A 13,914-nucleotide genomic window follows, 5' to 3' on the forward strand; every position below is an offset into this window, starting at 1 on the left:
ACTAGGACTCCCACTTCACCATCTGGCTTGGGCGTGCGAGCACGTTGCGCTTGCTGGCCACGATAAGACGGTCCAGGTCAGCCTGCACCGCGTCCACATCCGCCGGGTTGTACTGGCGCTCCCTGCGCGCCCGGTGCAACTCGGAGCTCGCCGCCTTAAGCGCAACCTTCTGCATTTCAATCGCGCTTTCGCGAGCGCGCTCGAAAGCTGCCATGCGCTCGTCAGTGCTTTCCGGATCCTGCAGGCGCTGCTCCGTAATCGAGTTCAACCACTCCTGCACCATCGTGTACGCCTCCGGCGCATGCTCCTCGCCGTGTTCGCGCACCGCCTTGTGCGCCGCCGCGTACGCCCGCTGGTTCAATTCTTCAATTGCCCGGTCTGCTTCTGGGCCTTTTTGCAGGTCCATCTTCCGCACCAGCCATGGCAGCATGAGGCCGGGGATCACCATCGTGCAGGTCAGCACCGTCAACGCAATGACGGACAGTTCGTGGTGGTACTCGGTTGCCGACGGCGGGATAGCCAACACCAGCGCCAACGTGACCAAACCGCGCATGCCAGACCACGCCATCAGGAGCACCTCCTGCAGGCGCAGTGGCGACACGTGCGTGCGACCCTTGCGCACGTTCAACTTGTACAGCACCCACATCCAGGCCAGACGCACCACAAATGCGACGACGGAGAGCACCACGCCGACTTGTACGGCGGGCCAAATGTAGGTGCCGGCGGTGTCGATAGCATCACGCACGCTCATGCCGATCAACCCGAACGCCACGCCCGTGAACAGCAGCTCCACTGTTTCGCAGAACGAGTGACCGGTCAGGCGGTCCTCCGCTGTCATCGTGGAGCGCGACGACAACTCCACCGCGGCGATCACGATCGCGATCACGCCCGAAGCGTGGATCGCCTCACAACCCGCATAGATGGCGAACGGCAGCACCCACGTAAACGCGGTACGGATCACGGAATCTGGCACCGAGTTTGCAAACAGCGCAGCTAGCCTGCCGACGATCAACCCCACCACCACAGCAACCGCCGCGGCATAAAGGAACTCAACGAATCCCTTGGTGAAGTCCACTTCACCCTCTGCAATCACCGCAGCCATGGCGATGTTGAAGGTGACAATCGAGGCGGCGTCGTTAAACAGCCCCTCCGTCTGCAACGTTCCGGTGATGCGCTTCGGAATGCCAGCCGGTCCCGCCACCGCGTCGACCGCGACTGGGTCCGGCGGGGCGATCGCCGCCGCCAACACCATCGCGGTAGCCAGACTCACACCCGGCAGGATCCACATCGCCGTCGCCGTCAGCGCCGCGATAGTAAGGAACACCAGGATGACCGACATGGTCAGCACCACGTTGAGCTGCGAGCCGATCTGACCCCAACTCGTGCGCCTGGCCAGCGACCACAGCAGTGGCGGCAGGAAGATCGGCAAGATCAGGTGTGTGTCAATGGACACCGTGTCAATGCCTGGAATGAAAATCACCGGCGCCACCACGATGGTCAGCAGCGCCGGCCACGGAATGCCCGTGCGCTCACCAACCGCAGCGACAATGACGGTGGCCAGCAACAATCCGATTAGCGCAATAAACGTTCCCACGCTGGCTCAGCTTACGACGCTGACGCTGGTTCCTTGCCCATCTGCTGAATTCACAGAAATCCGATATCGGCTTCCGCCGGCGACGTGTTGGACGTCATCGGCGACTCCGACATCAACCGGTACCTCGTCTCGACGTTCGTCGCCCCGGTCCCGAGCGCCCAGACAAGGATTGTCACTTAGGCAAGGCATACCTTAGAGTAATCACGTTAGGTCAGGGAGACCTAACGTGAAACTTTTTGACCACCTACGAAAGGTGCAACCTTGACACTCTTTACCTCTCGCGCCCTGAAGGGGATCGCAGCCACGTTCACTGCGGCGCTCATGCTTGCCAGCTGCTCCAGCGGATCAAGCGATTCAACAACCGCTCCCGAAACTTCCGATGCCAACGGGTCAGAGGAGCGCATTGTGACAATGGGCCTCGGCGACGTCGATACGGTCCTTGCCCTGGGCGAACAACCGGTTGGTTACGCCACCTGGCAACAGGAAGGTACGGGGGACCCTTCCGGACTTGGACCGTGGGCCAAGGACAAGCTCACAGTCGAACCAAACCCGCTCCGGGACACGACCACCGAGTTCAGTACTGACACTGCCGAACAAGTTGCCTCGCTCAACCCGACAAAGATCATTGCAGTGAATAGCGGCCTCGAAGCCGATAAGAGGGCATTACTCGAGCAGATTGCACCAACCACCTTCCACTCGGATGAGTACCAAGATTGGCAGGTGCCATGGGACGAACAGATTAAGGAAATCTCCAAGGCGTTGAATAAGGAGGCCGAAGGCGAAAAGCTCATCGCCGACTCCGAGAAGGCCTTCCAGGATTTCCGTGAAGCGCACCCCGAGTTGCAAGGCAAAACAGCGGTAATCGGCATGCCTTACGACGGAAAGTTTGGCGTCTACACCTCGGGCGACGGCCGCGGCTCCTTCATCGAAAAACTAGGGTTCAAGATCCCGGAGAAGTTCAACGGCGATGGCTCCAGCTTCTTCCTTGACTGGTCCCCCGAGAACTACGCCGACTTCAACGACGTGGATTACCTCTTCGTGCTGGACTACTACGGCGCAATCGATGCTCTGAAGAACGACGCCACCTTCATGGACCTCGATGTGAATAAGCGTGGCGGGGTCTACTGGTTAGACACAGATACCGCCAACGCAATGAGCATGCCGAACCCCCTCACGATCCCGTACGCAATCGATCAATTCAAAAAGCAGCTCTAGAACACCAGGCAGAAGTGGTGCTTACCGGGGTACAACCAGTGGCCCCCCGTTTACCGGGTCTGTTGCCACGACAGCAGGCAGATGAAAAACACGGTCCAGTAAGGACTCGGTGAGCACCTCGGCGGGCGCACCGACCGCTTCCACCTCGCCACGCTGCATCACGATGAGTTGATCTGAGTAGCGTGCAGCGAGGTTCAAGTCATGCAGCACCATAAGCACGGTTCTCCCCTCCTGATCAGCGAGACGACGTACGAGTGACAAGACCTCGACAGAGTGAGACAAGTCGAGATAGGTCGTAGGCTCGTCCAACAACACGAGCGGAGTCTCCTGAGCTAAGACCATCGCAATCCAAGCGCGCTGACGCTGACCACCAGAAAGTCGCTCGAGCGGACGGTTTGCAAACTCCGTGATATTGGTCAGTTCCATCACCTCATCGACCACACGTGAATCCTCAGCCGAGCTCTGTCGCAACCAAGATCGATGTGGGTGGCGTCCACGGCCAACCAAATCATGCACTGTCAGCCCCTCGGGAGCCACCGGAGTCTGTGGCAACACTGCAAGCTGACGCGCAATCTCGCGGCGCTTCAGATTCGCCATGTCCACGCCGTTCAGCGTTACCGTGCCGCAGTCACGCGTAAGAAGCCCTGCCACAGCACGCAACAGCGTTGACTTGCCACAACCGTTTGGGCCGATGATTGTGGTGATTCCGCCTTTGGACACGTCGAAATCAATGCCCTTAAGGATGACGGAAGCGCCATAACTTACCTTAAGATTTCGGACCTGAAGCATCATATGGACACCTTTCGTGTTGCACGCAACAGCGTGTAAAGCAGCACTGCGCCACCAATTGCAGTTGTGGCTATCCCCACCGGCAGATTCCCCGGCACCAGGGTTCGCACCGCCAAGTCAGCGACGGATACGATCGCCGCGCCAGTAAGCATCGCGGTTCCTAATGGCGGCGTTGCTGCATGTGTGATCTTGCGTCCGATCTGTGGTGCGACAAACGCCACGAAGGCTATCGGCCCAGATGCCGCAACGCCCATCGATGCCAGTATTACAGCCATTAGCATGAGGGTCAGCTGGGTACGCCGGGGCTCTACCCCGAGACCAGCAGCAGTGTCCTCCCCCAAAGAGAGTGCCTCAAGCTTGAAGGCTACCCACCGCAATAGTGGAATGACGACCGCCAGTGCAATGAGTACAGCGATGGCGTCGTGCCAACTAGAAGAACCCACCGAACCGGTCACCCACGCCTGCGCCTTGCCTACATCTCGATAGTCAGCACGAACAAGCAGGAACGAGTTGTAGGCCATCGCCAGCGCATTGATGATGATGCCGGCGAAGACAAGCTGGAAAGACCCTAGTCCAGCACCACGACTCAGCCACCAGATTGCCGCAGATACGGTCAGTCCCCCGAGGAATGCACTGAGCGGCACGCCCAATACACGCAGCATCATCCCGGCACTTCCACCAGCGAGTAGCGCGGTCAACGCGAAAGCGGAGGCACCCGAGGTGACCCCCAAGATGTCCGGACTCGCCAGTGGGTTCCTTGTAATGGTCTGGAAAATTGCCCCGGCAAAGCCCAGCGCAGCACCTACCCCCAGCGCCGTGACCACTCGTGGCAGGCGCCACTCGAGAACTACAGTCCGGGTCAGCTCTGCCGTTTGGCCCATGAGAGCGGAAACTACGTCTCGAACCGATAGCTCGAAATCTCCAACCATCACGCCCCCGAGGGCAGCGGCTAGGGCCAGCACCGCAAGAGCAGTGTTTATCGCGAAAACCCGCATCAGAGTTTCGTCCCCTTCCGCAAGATATGCAGTGCAAATGGGGCCCCAACGAAGGCGAGTGTGATGCCCACCTGTAATTCTCCAGGGCGCGCGATGACGCGACCAATAACGTCAGCAAACAAGAGCAACGTCGCCCCAGCCAGCGCGGAACACGGCAGCACCCAGCGGTAGTCCGGGCCGGTGAGGCTACGCACGAGGTGCGGAACAACCAGGCCAACGAACCCGATCGGTCCGGCTCCAGCCACCGCTGCGCCAGTAAGCAATGCAACCAGGACGATACCCAAGGTCCGCGCGATAGAAACTCGGACGCCAAGTGCATTTGCAACGTCATCCCCCAAGTTCAGGAGGTTTAGCTGATTCGCTGAAGCAAAGGCGCCCACGAGCCCAAGAACAATCACGGGAGCAAGGACCGTGACCACCTGCATATCGCGTCCGGCGATAGCACCCGCTGTCCAAAACCGCATCTCATTAAGGCTTCGCGTATGCGTCAGTACGATGCCGCTCGTCAGCGCAGAACAAACCGCACCCAACGCGGAACCACCAAGCACCACCGTGATCGGCGTAGATCCCAGGCTTCTCATGCTGAGCACGAACACAAGCGCTACCGCAAGTATCGCCCCGAGAAATCCCACCCCGACAGTGCCCAATACCGTCATTGACCCATGAAAGGAAATGGCTGCTGCCACAGCAAGCGCCGCGCCAGGCCCGACGCCCAGCAGGTTTGTGTCTGCTAACGGGTTTCGGGTGTGTCCCTGCAGCAGTGCGCCCGCAGTGCCCAGCGCTGCTCCCACCAGCAGACCAAGTAGGGTGCGCGGAACACGGAGTTGCGCGATGATCTTCGCCTCATCACTGGACGTCTCAAGTTGTTCAGCTGCGCCCGAGAACGCCAGCATGAGTCCATCACGAACCGCGCTCACCGTCGCCTCGAAACCCATTTCGCGCGCCCCGATCAACAGCGACACCAGCGCTGCACACACAGTGGAAATCACAAGGAGGGCGACAAGCCCAACACGTTTAGTCACGCTGTAACTCCGTTACCGCCAGTACCCCATGAACGACACGTGGTGACGAGGCACTCCCGCCTCACCCACCAGAAGCCGCCGCATCGCCGTCACAGCCGTATTCTTCCCAGCGATCCAGTAATAGGTATGTCCCACGGTATCCGGCGTGGAAGCTATGGACTCACCACTGCTGGAATACGTGGGTGTCTCCCAGACTTCATCGAGCTGGGCTTCATCCACAAGGCCAGTTTTTCCAGTTTCCAACGAAGCGGAGACACAACGGGATCCAACTTCCTGTTTCAGCTGCGCAAGAAGCAAGCCTCCGTAGTCGAAGTCCCCCTCTGCACGAAAATGCCAACGGATATCAACCTGTGAAGGGGAGTCGATGGGCAGGTGATTGCCGGCGGGCACCTCGATATCAACCGAACCGGCGAGCCCCTCGGGCCAATCCCCCAAGATACGAGCCATTGCAGGCAACGCGGTTTCATCGCCGTAAAGACGGGCAACCACAGCAGATCCGGGGTCAAACTCAATACCAACACCGGAATCATCGTCGCGGGTTGGTCCAATAATCAGCAGCTGCTGCCCAGGGTGTGCGTCCTGCGCCCACGCCGAGGCGGGACCGGGACTATCGCTGTGCAGAACAAAATCCACATCCAATTCGTCAGGGCCTTCAGCACTTCGCCGGAACTCCCGAATGGAATAGGTACGCAGGTGTCCGCGCATATGCTCCGGCATCGCACGCCATGTCTCCCACCACCCCTCTTCCGGAAGCTCGAACAGACCACTGACAGGCGGGATCAGTAGCTTGATACGCAAATCCCTGATAGGAACGGCGGGTCCCATGTCGTCGACCCCGGTGAACGTCACCCGCTGGAAACTCGGCGCAATGCGTTCACTGCGGACGACGGTTGCAAGGAAAGGTCTAAAACTCACCCCGCAAACTATATAGGCTTGCCTATCCTAAGGAAAGCTTTGAGGTGAGCAGTCCCGGCGCCCGTGTAGCCGGCCAAACGGCTAGTCGCCTTTAAGACCGGTGACGGCACGGGCGCGGGCATCATCAACCGCCCTGACATCAACCGGTACCTCGTGTCCGCCTTCGTCGCCCCGGTCCCGAGCGCCTAGCCACCCGGTTGCGGAGTTGTTTGAAACAACTCCGAAACAACTCTTCGCAAAACTCACCCGAAATTAAACCATCGCCGCAGGTCACAATAGTTGTTTCGAGTTGTTTTGAGTTGTTTATACCGAAACCCAACGGACACTCGGGCCTCGCGTTGGGCTCCCGTCGGCGATTTTCGCTTTCCCTAGGTCCCGAAGGTGGCGAAGGATTCGGCTCACTGATTCACGCTCGACGCCGAGTTCATTCGCAACCTCACGAGCGTTCAGGGACTTCCCCTCGCGCAACTGAGCAACGATCCAGTCCTCGGTAGTCACGGATGCAATCGCAGTAGATTCGTTCCCTCCAAAAGCCGTCCGTGCTCGAGCAGACAATATCCACTCGGGGGCATCCCGCAAAGGTTCTAGGAAGCCCTGACTTGCGTACCACCCCAAGTATTCTTGGGCCTGCGCTTCCGGGACTTGCATGAGTCGGGCCGCCGTGGACGTCATCAAAATCTGGTTGTTCGCCAGATGACGCGCCACTAAGAGCCCATTTACGCTATTGAATATCGCCTCTCCGAACTCAGCACGCAGCAGGTACAGCGACTTAATAAACGCCGAATCGACGTTTCCGGCGGGCAACGTGACCTCAACAAACGGCCCATCGGCATTCAGGCTGGGGGCTTGCCTACCACTGGCGAGCATGGCGACCCACATGCGATCGAAGCCTCGCGAAGATTCTTCAGCGAGGCCCAACTGCCGCAATGCACCCATCAGAATCGGGTTACGCGGGATCGATTGGGTGGTCAGAATCCTTTCCTCAGGCACGCCGACAGGGAGACCACCAGGAGACCAAACGGTCAGACTGGTCGGAGACTGATCAACAACGATTGCAGTGGTCGCTCCCCAGTCGCGGTGCGCGAATGCGTTGGAAACAATTTCGTCTACAGCAGCCGCAGGAAACGCCGGAATGGGAAACTCTTGCCCGTTCGGGAGTTGCACTCGCGCAATTTCCTGCGACGTGTGAGCCTTAATCAACGCACGAAGCTGTTCTGATGCAGTAATCAACGGTGCGGAGATCTCGGTGACTTTCGGATCGCCACTGGGCACGTCGCGAAGCAAGTGTCGCACGACCGTCCGGTTGCGCAGCGGCTGCATGAAGAGAATTTCTGCCGCAAAGGTCAGCGCGCCATGGGGCGTAAACAATCCCAACTCACTGCAGAGTTCAAGACTCGTCTGGGGTACAGGAGAGTCATCACCCAAGGCATGCTTCCGGTTGGCAAGGAGTGCTTTAGCCTGCTCGATTGCCTTAGGATCGAGATCTTCAGGGCTTCGTCGAGACGCAGTAGCGCTCAGGTCAGGGTTCGAACGGGACAGGTGAATACTGCGACGCTCATCCTCGCCCAGAGGGACGCAGTTTTTCCCGACACGTTTACTGGCTTGGCCTTTGGAACGCTGATACAGCGCCATCCCCCGTGGGATGCGCAATGCAATCAAACGCTTGCCGCAGCGCTCGATTTCAGAAGCTTCGACCTGAATATGAGGCTGCGTCTTGCTGTAAATCTTTTCCACCAACCAGTCGCATGAGCGATCGGTGCCAGTGAACGCAGCAGGGCCTGCCTTCTTGTCATTGACGCCAAGGACGATGTAGGCGACACCGCCGTCGGCGTTGGAGAAACAAATGACCTCGTCGACAAGAAACTCCACAAGCCCCGCATCGGGGTTCTTGTTCATCGGGTGGACAGCAGGATCTTCCTTGAAATCCAGTACCTGGGATTCCCAGCTCCCAGCGCTATCTCCGGCCTCAATTGCCGACAGCGCTTCCTCCACACCCTCAAAACCCGAATCGAGCATGGGCTCAGAATAACAAAAGTTGTTTCAAAGTTGTTTGAAACAACTCCGAAACAACTTACCGCAAAACTCGCCCGAAATCAGCCCATCCGAGCAGGTCAGCATAGTTGTTTTGAGTTGTTTTGGGTTGTTTATAACTCGACCGTCGTGCCGTCGATCACCTTGGACGGCACACCGATCTTGCCGGCGGCGCGCACGTCAGCGAACCCGTCAAGCGAGTCGCGCAGGGTGAGGAAGCGTTTGAGGTTGCGCAGGTTGGTGACGTCGAGAAGTTCGGCGTCGCCGAAGGCCTGCGGGTCTGCCTTAAACTGCGCGATCACGTCCGTGCAGTCAGGGCAGTCGGGGTGAACGAAAATCTCAGCGCTCACAAGTACCTCCTAGTGGCCGCGCGGCTGGGACAGTGGCTCGCCGGACTCGAAGAACGGACGGAGCTGGTTGTCGAACAGGGTCAGTGCAGACGCGATGGCCATGTGCATATCCAGGTACTGGTAGGTACCCAGGCGGCCGCCGAAGAGGACGTTGTGTTGTTCGGATTCTTCCGCCGCGAGTCGTCGATAAGCCTCGAGCTTCGCGCGGTCCTCGGGGGTGTTAATCGGGTAGTACACCTCGTCGTCACCCTCGGCGAAGCGGGAGTATTCCTTGACAATGACGGTCTTGTCGGTGGGGTACTCGGTGCGCTCCGGGTGGAAGTGGCGGAACTCGTGGATGCGGGTGTAGGGGACGTCGGCGTCGTTGTAGTTCATCACCGAGGTGCCCTGGAAGTCGCCGGTGTTCAGCACTTCCTGCTCAAAGTCGAGGGTGCGCCAGCCGAGGTGGCCTTCGGCGTAATCGAAGTACTGGTCGAGCGGACCGGTGTAGACCACCGGTGCGTCGGGGTTTTCGGCGCGGATGTCGTCGCGGACGGTGAACCAGTCGGTGTCGGTGCGGACGTCGATAAGTTCGTGCTCTGCCATCTTCTCCAGCCAGGCGGCGTATCCGTCGACGGGGAGGCCTTCGTACTTGTCGTTGAAGTAGCGGTTGTTAAAGGTGTAGCGCACTGGCAAGCGGGAGATGATCTCCGGCGGCAGGTCGGTCGGGTCGGTTTGCCACTGCTTGGCGGTGTAGTGCTTGACAAACGCCTCGTAGAGCGGCTTGCCGATCAGGGCGATGCCGCGCTCTTCCAGGTTGGTCGCGGCGGCTGGGTCGAGGCCTTCACGCTGCTGTTCGATGAGCTTCTTCGCTTCGTCCGGCGAGTAGTACTTGCCGAAGAACTGATTGATCAGGCCGAGGCCCATGGGGAATTGGTAGGCGGTGCCGTCGTGCATCGCAAACACGCGGTGCTGGTAGTCGGTGAACAAGGTGAAGCGGTTGACGTATTCCCACACGCGCTCGTTCGACGTGTGGAAGAGGTGCGCGCCGTATTTGTGCACCTCGATGCCGGTTTCCGGCTCCTGCTCCGAGTAGGCGTTGCCGCCGATGTGGTTGCGCTTTTCCACCACCAGCACGCGTTTGCCCAGCTCGCTCGCCGCTTGCTCGGCCACGGTAAGGCCGAAGAACCCTGATCCAACAACAATGAGGTCGTATGCCATGCGGTCTATTTTCGCACAGTTGCTTATCGACGACACCACGCCGCGACACGCCACAAAAGCCTCAAGTCTTTCTTGAGACTTTAAATTGCACTACACTGCGTTCCAGTCACAATTGCCACTATTTTCACAAGAAGTGTCAGGAGTTTTACCGTGCAACAACGCCGTAGTCTTCAGGGCGGTGCGGTCCGACCACGCCGGGCCGTAGTCCTGCCTGCCGTGGTGTCCGTTCTCCTCGTGGTGGCTCTCGTCGCTACGCAAGTGTTCAGCGGCAACCGCATCCTCCACGTCCAATCCCTCGGCGCCGGCGCACCCGAGGTGTACACCGCGTCCGAGTCCTTCGCGTCCGGCGCGAACATCACTGTCGACGACGCCGCCATCCGCACCCAAGGCGGCGAAGAAGGCGAAGTACGCCGCGTGGTCAAGGAGTTCACCAACGACCGCGACTTCTCCATCGTCGGCCTGACCTGGACCGGCGACCGCGACATCGCCGCATTCGTCCGCTCCCAGCAGGCCGACGGCACCTGGTCCGAATGGTTCGAAATGGACCCGATCGACCCGCCGAAGGGCAGCGACAAGTTCGGCACCGAACCGATCTTCGTGGGCAAAACCAAGCGCGTCCAGGTCTCCACCGGCGGCGTTGATCTTCTCGACGGCGGCCGCACCGACTCCGGCGCACCCACCACCGCCAAGGACCTCAACGCTGTCTTCCTCGACGGCGGCGAAGGCCAAACCCAAGGCGGCATCAACCCGGTCGCGGACTCCTACACCTGGGGCATGCCCAAGGTGATCACCCGCGCACAGTGGGGTGCAGGCTCCAGCCAGGCCCCGTACTACTCCGAACCAACCACCGCAGCGACCGTGCACCACACCGCAGGCTCCAACAACTACACCGAGGCCCAGGCACCGGGCATCGTCCGCGGTATCTGGACCTACCACGCCCGCAACCTGGGCTGGGGTGACATTGGCTACCACGCGCTCGTGGATAAGTACGGCAACATCTACGAAGGCCGCGCAGGCGGCATGGACCGCAGCCCGCAAGGCGCACACGTCGGCGGATTCAACCAAAACACCTGGGGCGTATCCATGCTTGGCGATTACCAAAGCGCCCAGCCCACCACCGCAGCACTGCGCGCCATGGGCGAAATCATCGGCTGGAAGGCAGCCGTCGCCGACTTCAACCCAATGGGCTACAGCTACCACCAGGCAGAATTCAGCTTCAAGGGCTCCAAGTACTCGGCTGGCCAGGGTGCATCGTTTAGCAACATCAACGCTCACCGTGACTTCCACTACAGCACCTGCCCAGGCGACAACCTGTACTCCAAACTGCCCATGATCCGCGCCACCGCCGCAGCGAAGTACCGCACGCTCAAGGCCGGCAACCGCGCAGGCCTGGGCAACCGCGGCACCGAGTCGACCGCTGTCACCACCACGGCGCAGTCCCCGGCATTGCCAGGCGACACGGTGAACCCCACGGATCCGACCGGCAACACCGGCAATCAGGGCAACACCGGCAACAACGCCACAGGCGTTCTCACCGGCCTGACCTCCGGCGACCCGATCGCCATCGCCACCGCGGCCGGCACCGTCATCGGCGCAATCCTGCTGTTCCTGGCTGCACGCGACATGCTCCCCGGCGTCAGCGAACGCCAGGGGGTGGAGGTCTTCCAGGGCCTCAACCTCGCACAGGTCTCGGAGTTGGCCCAAAAGATTGGCCCGGCCGTCGGCCCCGCACTGAACGCCTTCGGTGCCACCGAGGCCGCCGCCGTCTGGACCGCGCTCGAGCCCACCCTGGGCAAACTCATCGCAGGCGTTGGCGGACCGACCGGCCCGGCAATCACCTTCTACTCCAACGGCATCGCCGCGCGTAATGACCAGGGTGAGATCATCTCGCTCGTCGGCAAGATTGCGGAGACCTGGCTGCAGCAAGGCCTCGACGCCGGCCCGCTGGGCATGCCGATCACCCGCGAGTACTACCCGACCACCGACGTCGTGCGCGTCGACTTCGAAGGCGGCAGCATCACCTACAACCCGACCACCAACGCGCTGGACATCACCACGCGCTAGGCCCTCGCAGGCTCGGGCCTAGGCAAGATCTAGACAGCGCTCCACCGCGTCTTCCCACGCGGTGACCAGCCGGTCCCGTTCGGGGCCGGCCATTTCGCTTTCCCAGGTGGTGGAGGTGCCGAGCGACAAGGGTTCGTCGATAAGCGAAATGCCCATCGCAGCCGCCGACGCCGCCCCCATCACCGTCGTCTCCGTATTCGCGGGTCGCTCCACCGTCACGCCGAGGATGTCGGCCTGCATCTGCATCAACAGGTTGTTCTCCGTCATGCCGCCATCGACCTTCAGCGTCGTCGGGTCGCCGCCCATCGCACACACCACCTCGCGCGCCTGCAGGCACGTCGCCTCCAGCGCAGCCCGCGCAATGTGCCGCTTATCGACGAACCGCGTCAACCCCACAATCACACCCCGCGCATCCGGACGCCACCGGGGCGCGAAGAGCCCTGAAAACGCCGGCACGATCACCACTCCCCCACTGTCTTCGACCTGCTCCGCCAGGGTTTCCGATTCTGCGGCGGTGCTCAAGATGCCGAGCTGGTCACGCAGCCACTGAATCAACGACCCGCCCACGGCCACCGAACCCTCCTGGGCGTACACCGGCGGCTGGCCCTGCACCTGGTAGGCGACGGTGGTCAGCAGGCCACGGTCGCTGAACTTCGACTCGGCACCCGTGTTGAGCAGCATGAACAGGCCGGTGCCGTACGTCATCTTCGCGTCGTTCTCATGCAGGCCGCCTTGGCCGAACAGCGCGGCCTGCTGGTCGCCGAGCACGCCCGTGATCGGCACACCCGCCAGCGGACCCCGCGGACGGATCTTGCCAAAGTTGCCCACGGACGGCCGGATCTCGGGAAGGATTCGGGGTGGGATGCGGAGGTCGTCGCAAAGCTGCTCGTCCCAATCGAGGGTCTCCAAATCCATGAGCAACGTGCGCGACGCATTGGTCACATCCGTCAGATGCAACGCCTTGTCCTTGTCCTTCGCCCCGCCCGTGAGGTTCCAGATCAGCCACGTATCCATCGTGCCCGCCAGGAGTTCGCCCTTCTCGGCGCGCTCACGAGCGCCTTCGACGTTGTCCAGGATCCACGCCCACTTCGGCGCCGCAGGATACGAATTGTGCAAAAGCCCGGTCTTACTCAGGTACTTCGTGGCGTCCCCATCGTGGTTCGTGCGGGTGTCCTGCCACACGATCGCGTTGTAGATCGGCTTGCCGGTTGCTTTGTCCCAAATCACGGCAGTCTCGCGCTGGTTGGTCAGCCCGAGAGCGTAAATGTCCTGCTCAGCGATGTCCTTGTCAGCAAGTGCTTCGCTGAGCGCCCGGCGTGTGTTACGCCAGATCTCCATCGGGTCGTGCTCCACCCACCCCTTGCGCGGCATGATCTGCTCGTGCTCAAACTGCGCCTGGGTGATGACCTTCCCGTCCGTGCGCGTGATGCACACACGTGTCGACGTCGTACCCTGGTCAATCGCCGCAATCAAAGCCATGCGCGTGATTCTACGGTGGGCGGTGGTGCCCGTTGGGTTGTTGTGGGTGTTTCTGGCCCGTTTCCGGTGCTTTCCTGGCGCTTTCTGGCTCGTTTCCACTGCTTATCGTCTAGTTTCCGCTGATCGTCTAGCTGCATTTTTGTCGAACCAGACGATCAGCTAATTACTGAAAACCGTGTTCATCATCACCTGGGGAAATACCGGGTCCTCCCCGAGGCCGTCTAGCTGGATTCTGTTATGTCCATGAACATTTTGGACAT

The 13,914-nt window shown here is 60.5% G+C and carries 12 protein-coding genes; 2 read left to right on the forward strand and 10 right to left on the reverse strand.

Going from position 1 to position 13,914, the window contains the following annotated elements:
• Position 1 precedes the first annotated feature (1 nt).
• Both HMPREF3145_RS11300 and HMPREF3145_RS12105 read right to left on the reverse strand, forming a co-directional pair.
• Positions 2 to 1,594, reverse strand: a complete 1,593-nt coding sequence (locus HMPREF3145_RS11300; RefSeq protein ID WP_070423331.1) for a cation:proton antiporter — start codon at positions 1,592 to 1,594, stop codon at positions 2 to 4.
• A gap of 50 nt (positions 1,595 to 1,644) precedes the next feature.
• On the reverse strand, positions 1,645 to 1,770 hold the full coding sequence (locus tag HMPREF3145_RS12105; protein ID WP_256365581.1) for a hypothetical protein: 126 nt from the start codon (positions 1,768 to 1,770) through the stop codon (positions 1,645 to 1,647).
• An 85-nt stretch (positions 1,771 to 1,855) separates the two neighbouring features.
• Here HMPREF3145_RS12105 and HMPREF3145_RS11305 point away from each other — a divergent pair, with 85 nt between their 5' ends.
• A complete protein-coding gene (locus HMPREF3145_RS11305; RefSeq protein ID WP_246817594.1) occupies positions 1,856 to 2,809 on the forward strand; it encodes an iron-siderophore ABC transporter substrate-binding protein in 954 nt (317 codons plus the stop codon).
• A gap of 21 nt (positions 2,810 to 2,830) precedes the next feature.
• Here the strand turns inward: HMPREF3145_RS11305 and HMPREF3145_RS11310 are convergent, their stop codons facing one another.
• The 7 genes from HMPREF3145_RS11310 to glf all read right to left on the reverse strand — a co-directional run bounded on the left by HMPREF3145_RS11310 (position 2,831) and on the right by glf (position 10,111).
• On the reverse strand, positions 2,831 to 3,601 hold the full coding sequence (locus tag HMPREF3145_RS11310; RefSeq protein WP_070423332.1) for an ABC transporter ATP-binding protein: 771 nt from the start codon (positions 3,599 to 3,601) through the stop codon (positions 2,831 to 2,833).
• Positions 3,598 to 4,593: a FecCD family ABC transporter permease gene (locus tag HMPREF3145_RS11315; protein ID WP_083279546.1), complete on the reverse strand. Its 996-nt coding sequence runs from the start codon at positions 4,591 to 4,593 to the stop codon at positions 3,598 to 3,600. The genes HMPREF3145_RS11310 and HMPREF3145_RS11315 overlap by 4 nt, the downstream gene beginning before the upstream one ends.
• Entirely contained in the window at positions 4,593 to 5,615 is a 1,023-nt protein-coding gene (locus HMPREF3145_RS11320) for a FecCD family ABC transporter permease (protein ID WP_070423334.1), read from the reverse strand. The genes HMPREF3145_RS11315 and HMPREF3145_RS11320 overlap by 1 nt, the downstream gene beginning before the upstream one ends.
• A 12-nt stretch (positions 5,616 to 5,627) precedes the next feature.
• On the reverse strand, positions 5,628 to 6,530 hold the full coding sequence (locus HMPREF3145_RS11325) for a siderophore-interacting protein (RefSeq protein WP_070423335.1): 903 nt from the start codon (positions 6,528 to 6,530) through the stop codon (positions 5,628 to 5,630).
• Positions 6,531 to 6,833: 303 nt separating this feature from the next.
• Positions 6,834 to 8,546 (reverse strand): RNA-binding domain-containing protein, encoded by a 1,713-nt coding sequence (locus tag HMPREF3145_RS11330; RefSeq protein ID WP_070423336.1) that lies wholly within the window; start codon positions 8,544 to 8,546, stop codon positions 6,834 to 6,836.
• 128 nt (positions 8,547 to 8,674) lie between these two features.
• Entirely contained in the window at positions 8,675 to 8,911 is a 237-nt protein-coding gene (locus HMPREF3145_RS11335) for a hypothetical protein (protein ID WP_070423337.1), read from the reverse strand.
• Between the two features lie 9 nt (positions 8,912 to 8,920).
• Entirely contained in the window at positions 8,921 to 10,111 is a 1,191-nt protein-coding gene (gene glf, locus HMPREF3145_RS11340; RefSeq protein WP_070423338.1) for a UDP-galactopyranose mutase, read from the reverse strand.
• A 150-nt stretch (positions 10,112 to 10,261) separates the two neighbouring features.
• Between glf and HMPREF3145_RS11345 the strand changes: the two genes are divergently transcribed.
• Positions 10,262 to 12,175: an N-acetylmuramoyl-L-alanine amidase gene (locus HMPREF3145_RS11345; protein WP_070423339.1), complete on the forward strand. Its 1,914-nt coding sequence runs from the start codon at positions 10,262 to 10,264 to the stop codon at positions 12,173 to 12,175.
• Between the two features lie 18 nt (positions 12,176 to 12,193).
• On the opposite strand, the gene glpK is transcribed toward HMPREF3145_RS11345, so the two are convergent.
• Positions 12,194 to 13,654, reverse strand: coding sequence for a glycerol kinase GlpK (glpK, locus tag HMPREF3145_RS11350; RefSeq protein WP_070423340.1), 1,461 nt, complete (start codon positions 13,652 to 13,654; stop codon positions 12,194 to 12,196).
• Positions 13,655 to 13,914 lie beyond the last annotated feature (260 nt).

The sequence above is a fragment of the Corynebacterium sp. HMSC05C01 genome (genome assembly GCF_001807155.1).
Taxonomy (GTDB): domain Bacteria; phylum Actinomycetota; class Actinomycetes; order Mycobacteriales; family Mycobacteriaceae; genus Corynebacterium; species Corynebacterium coyleae.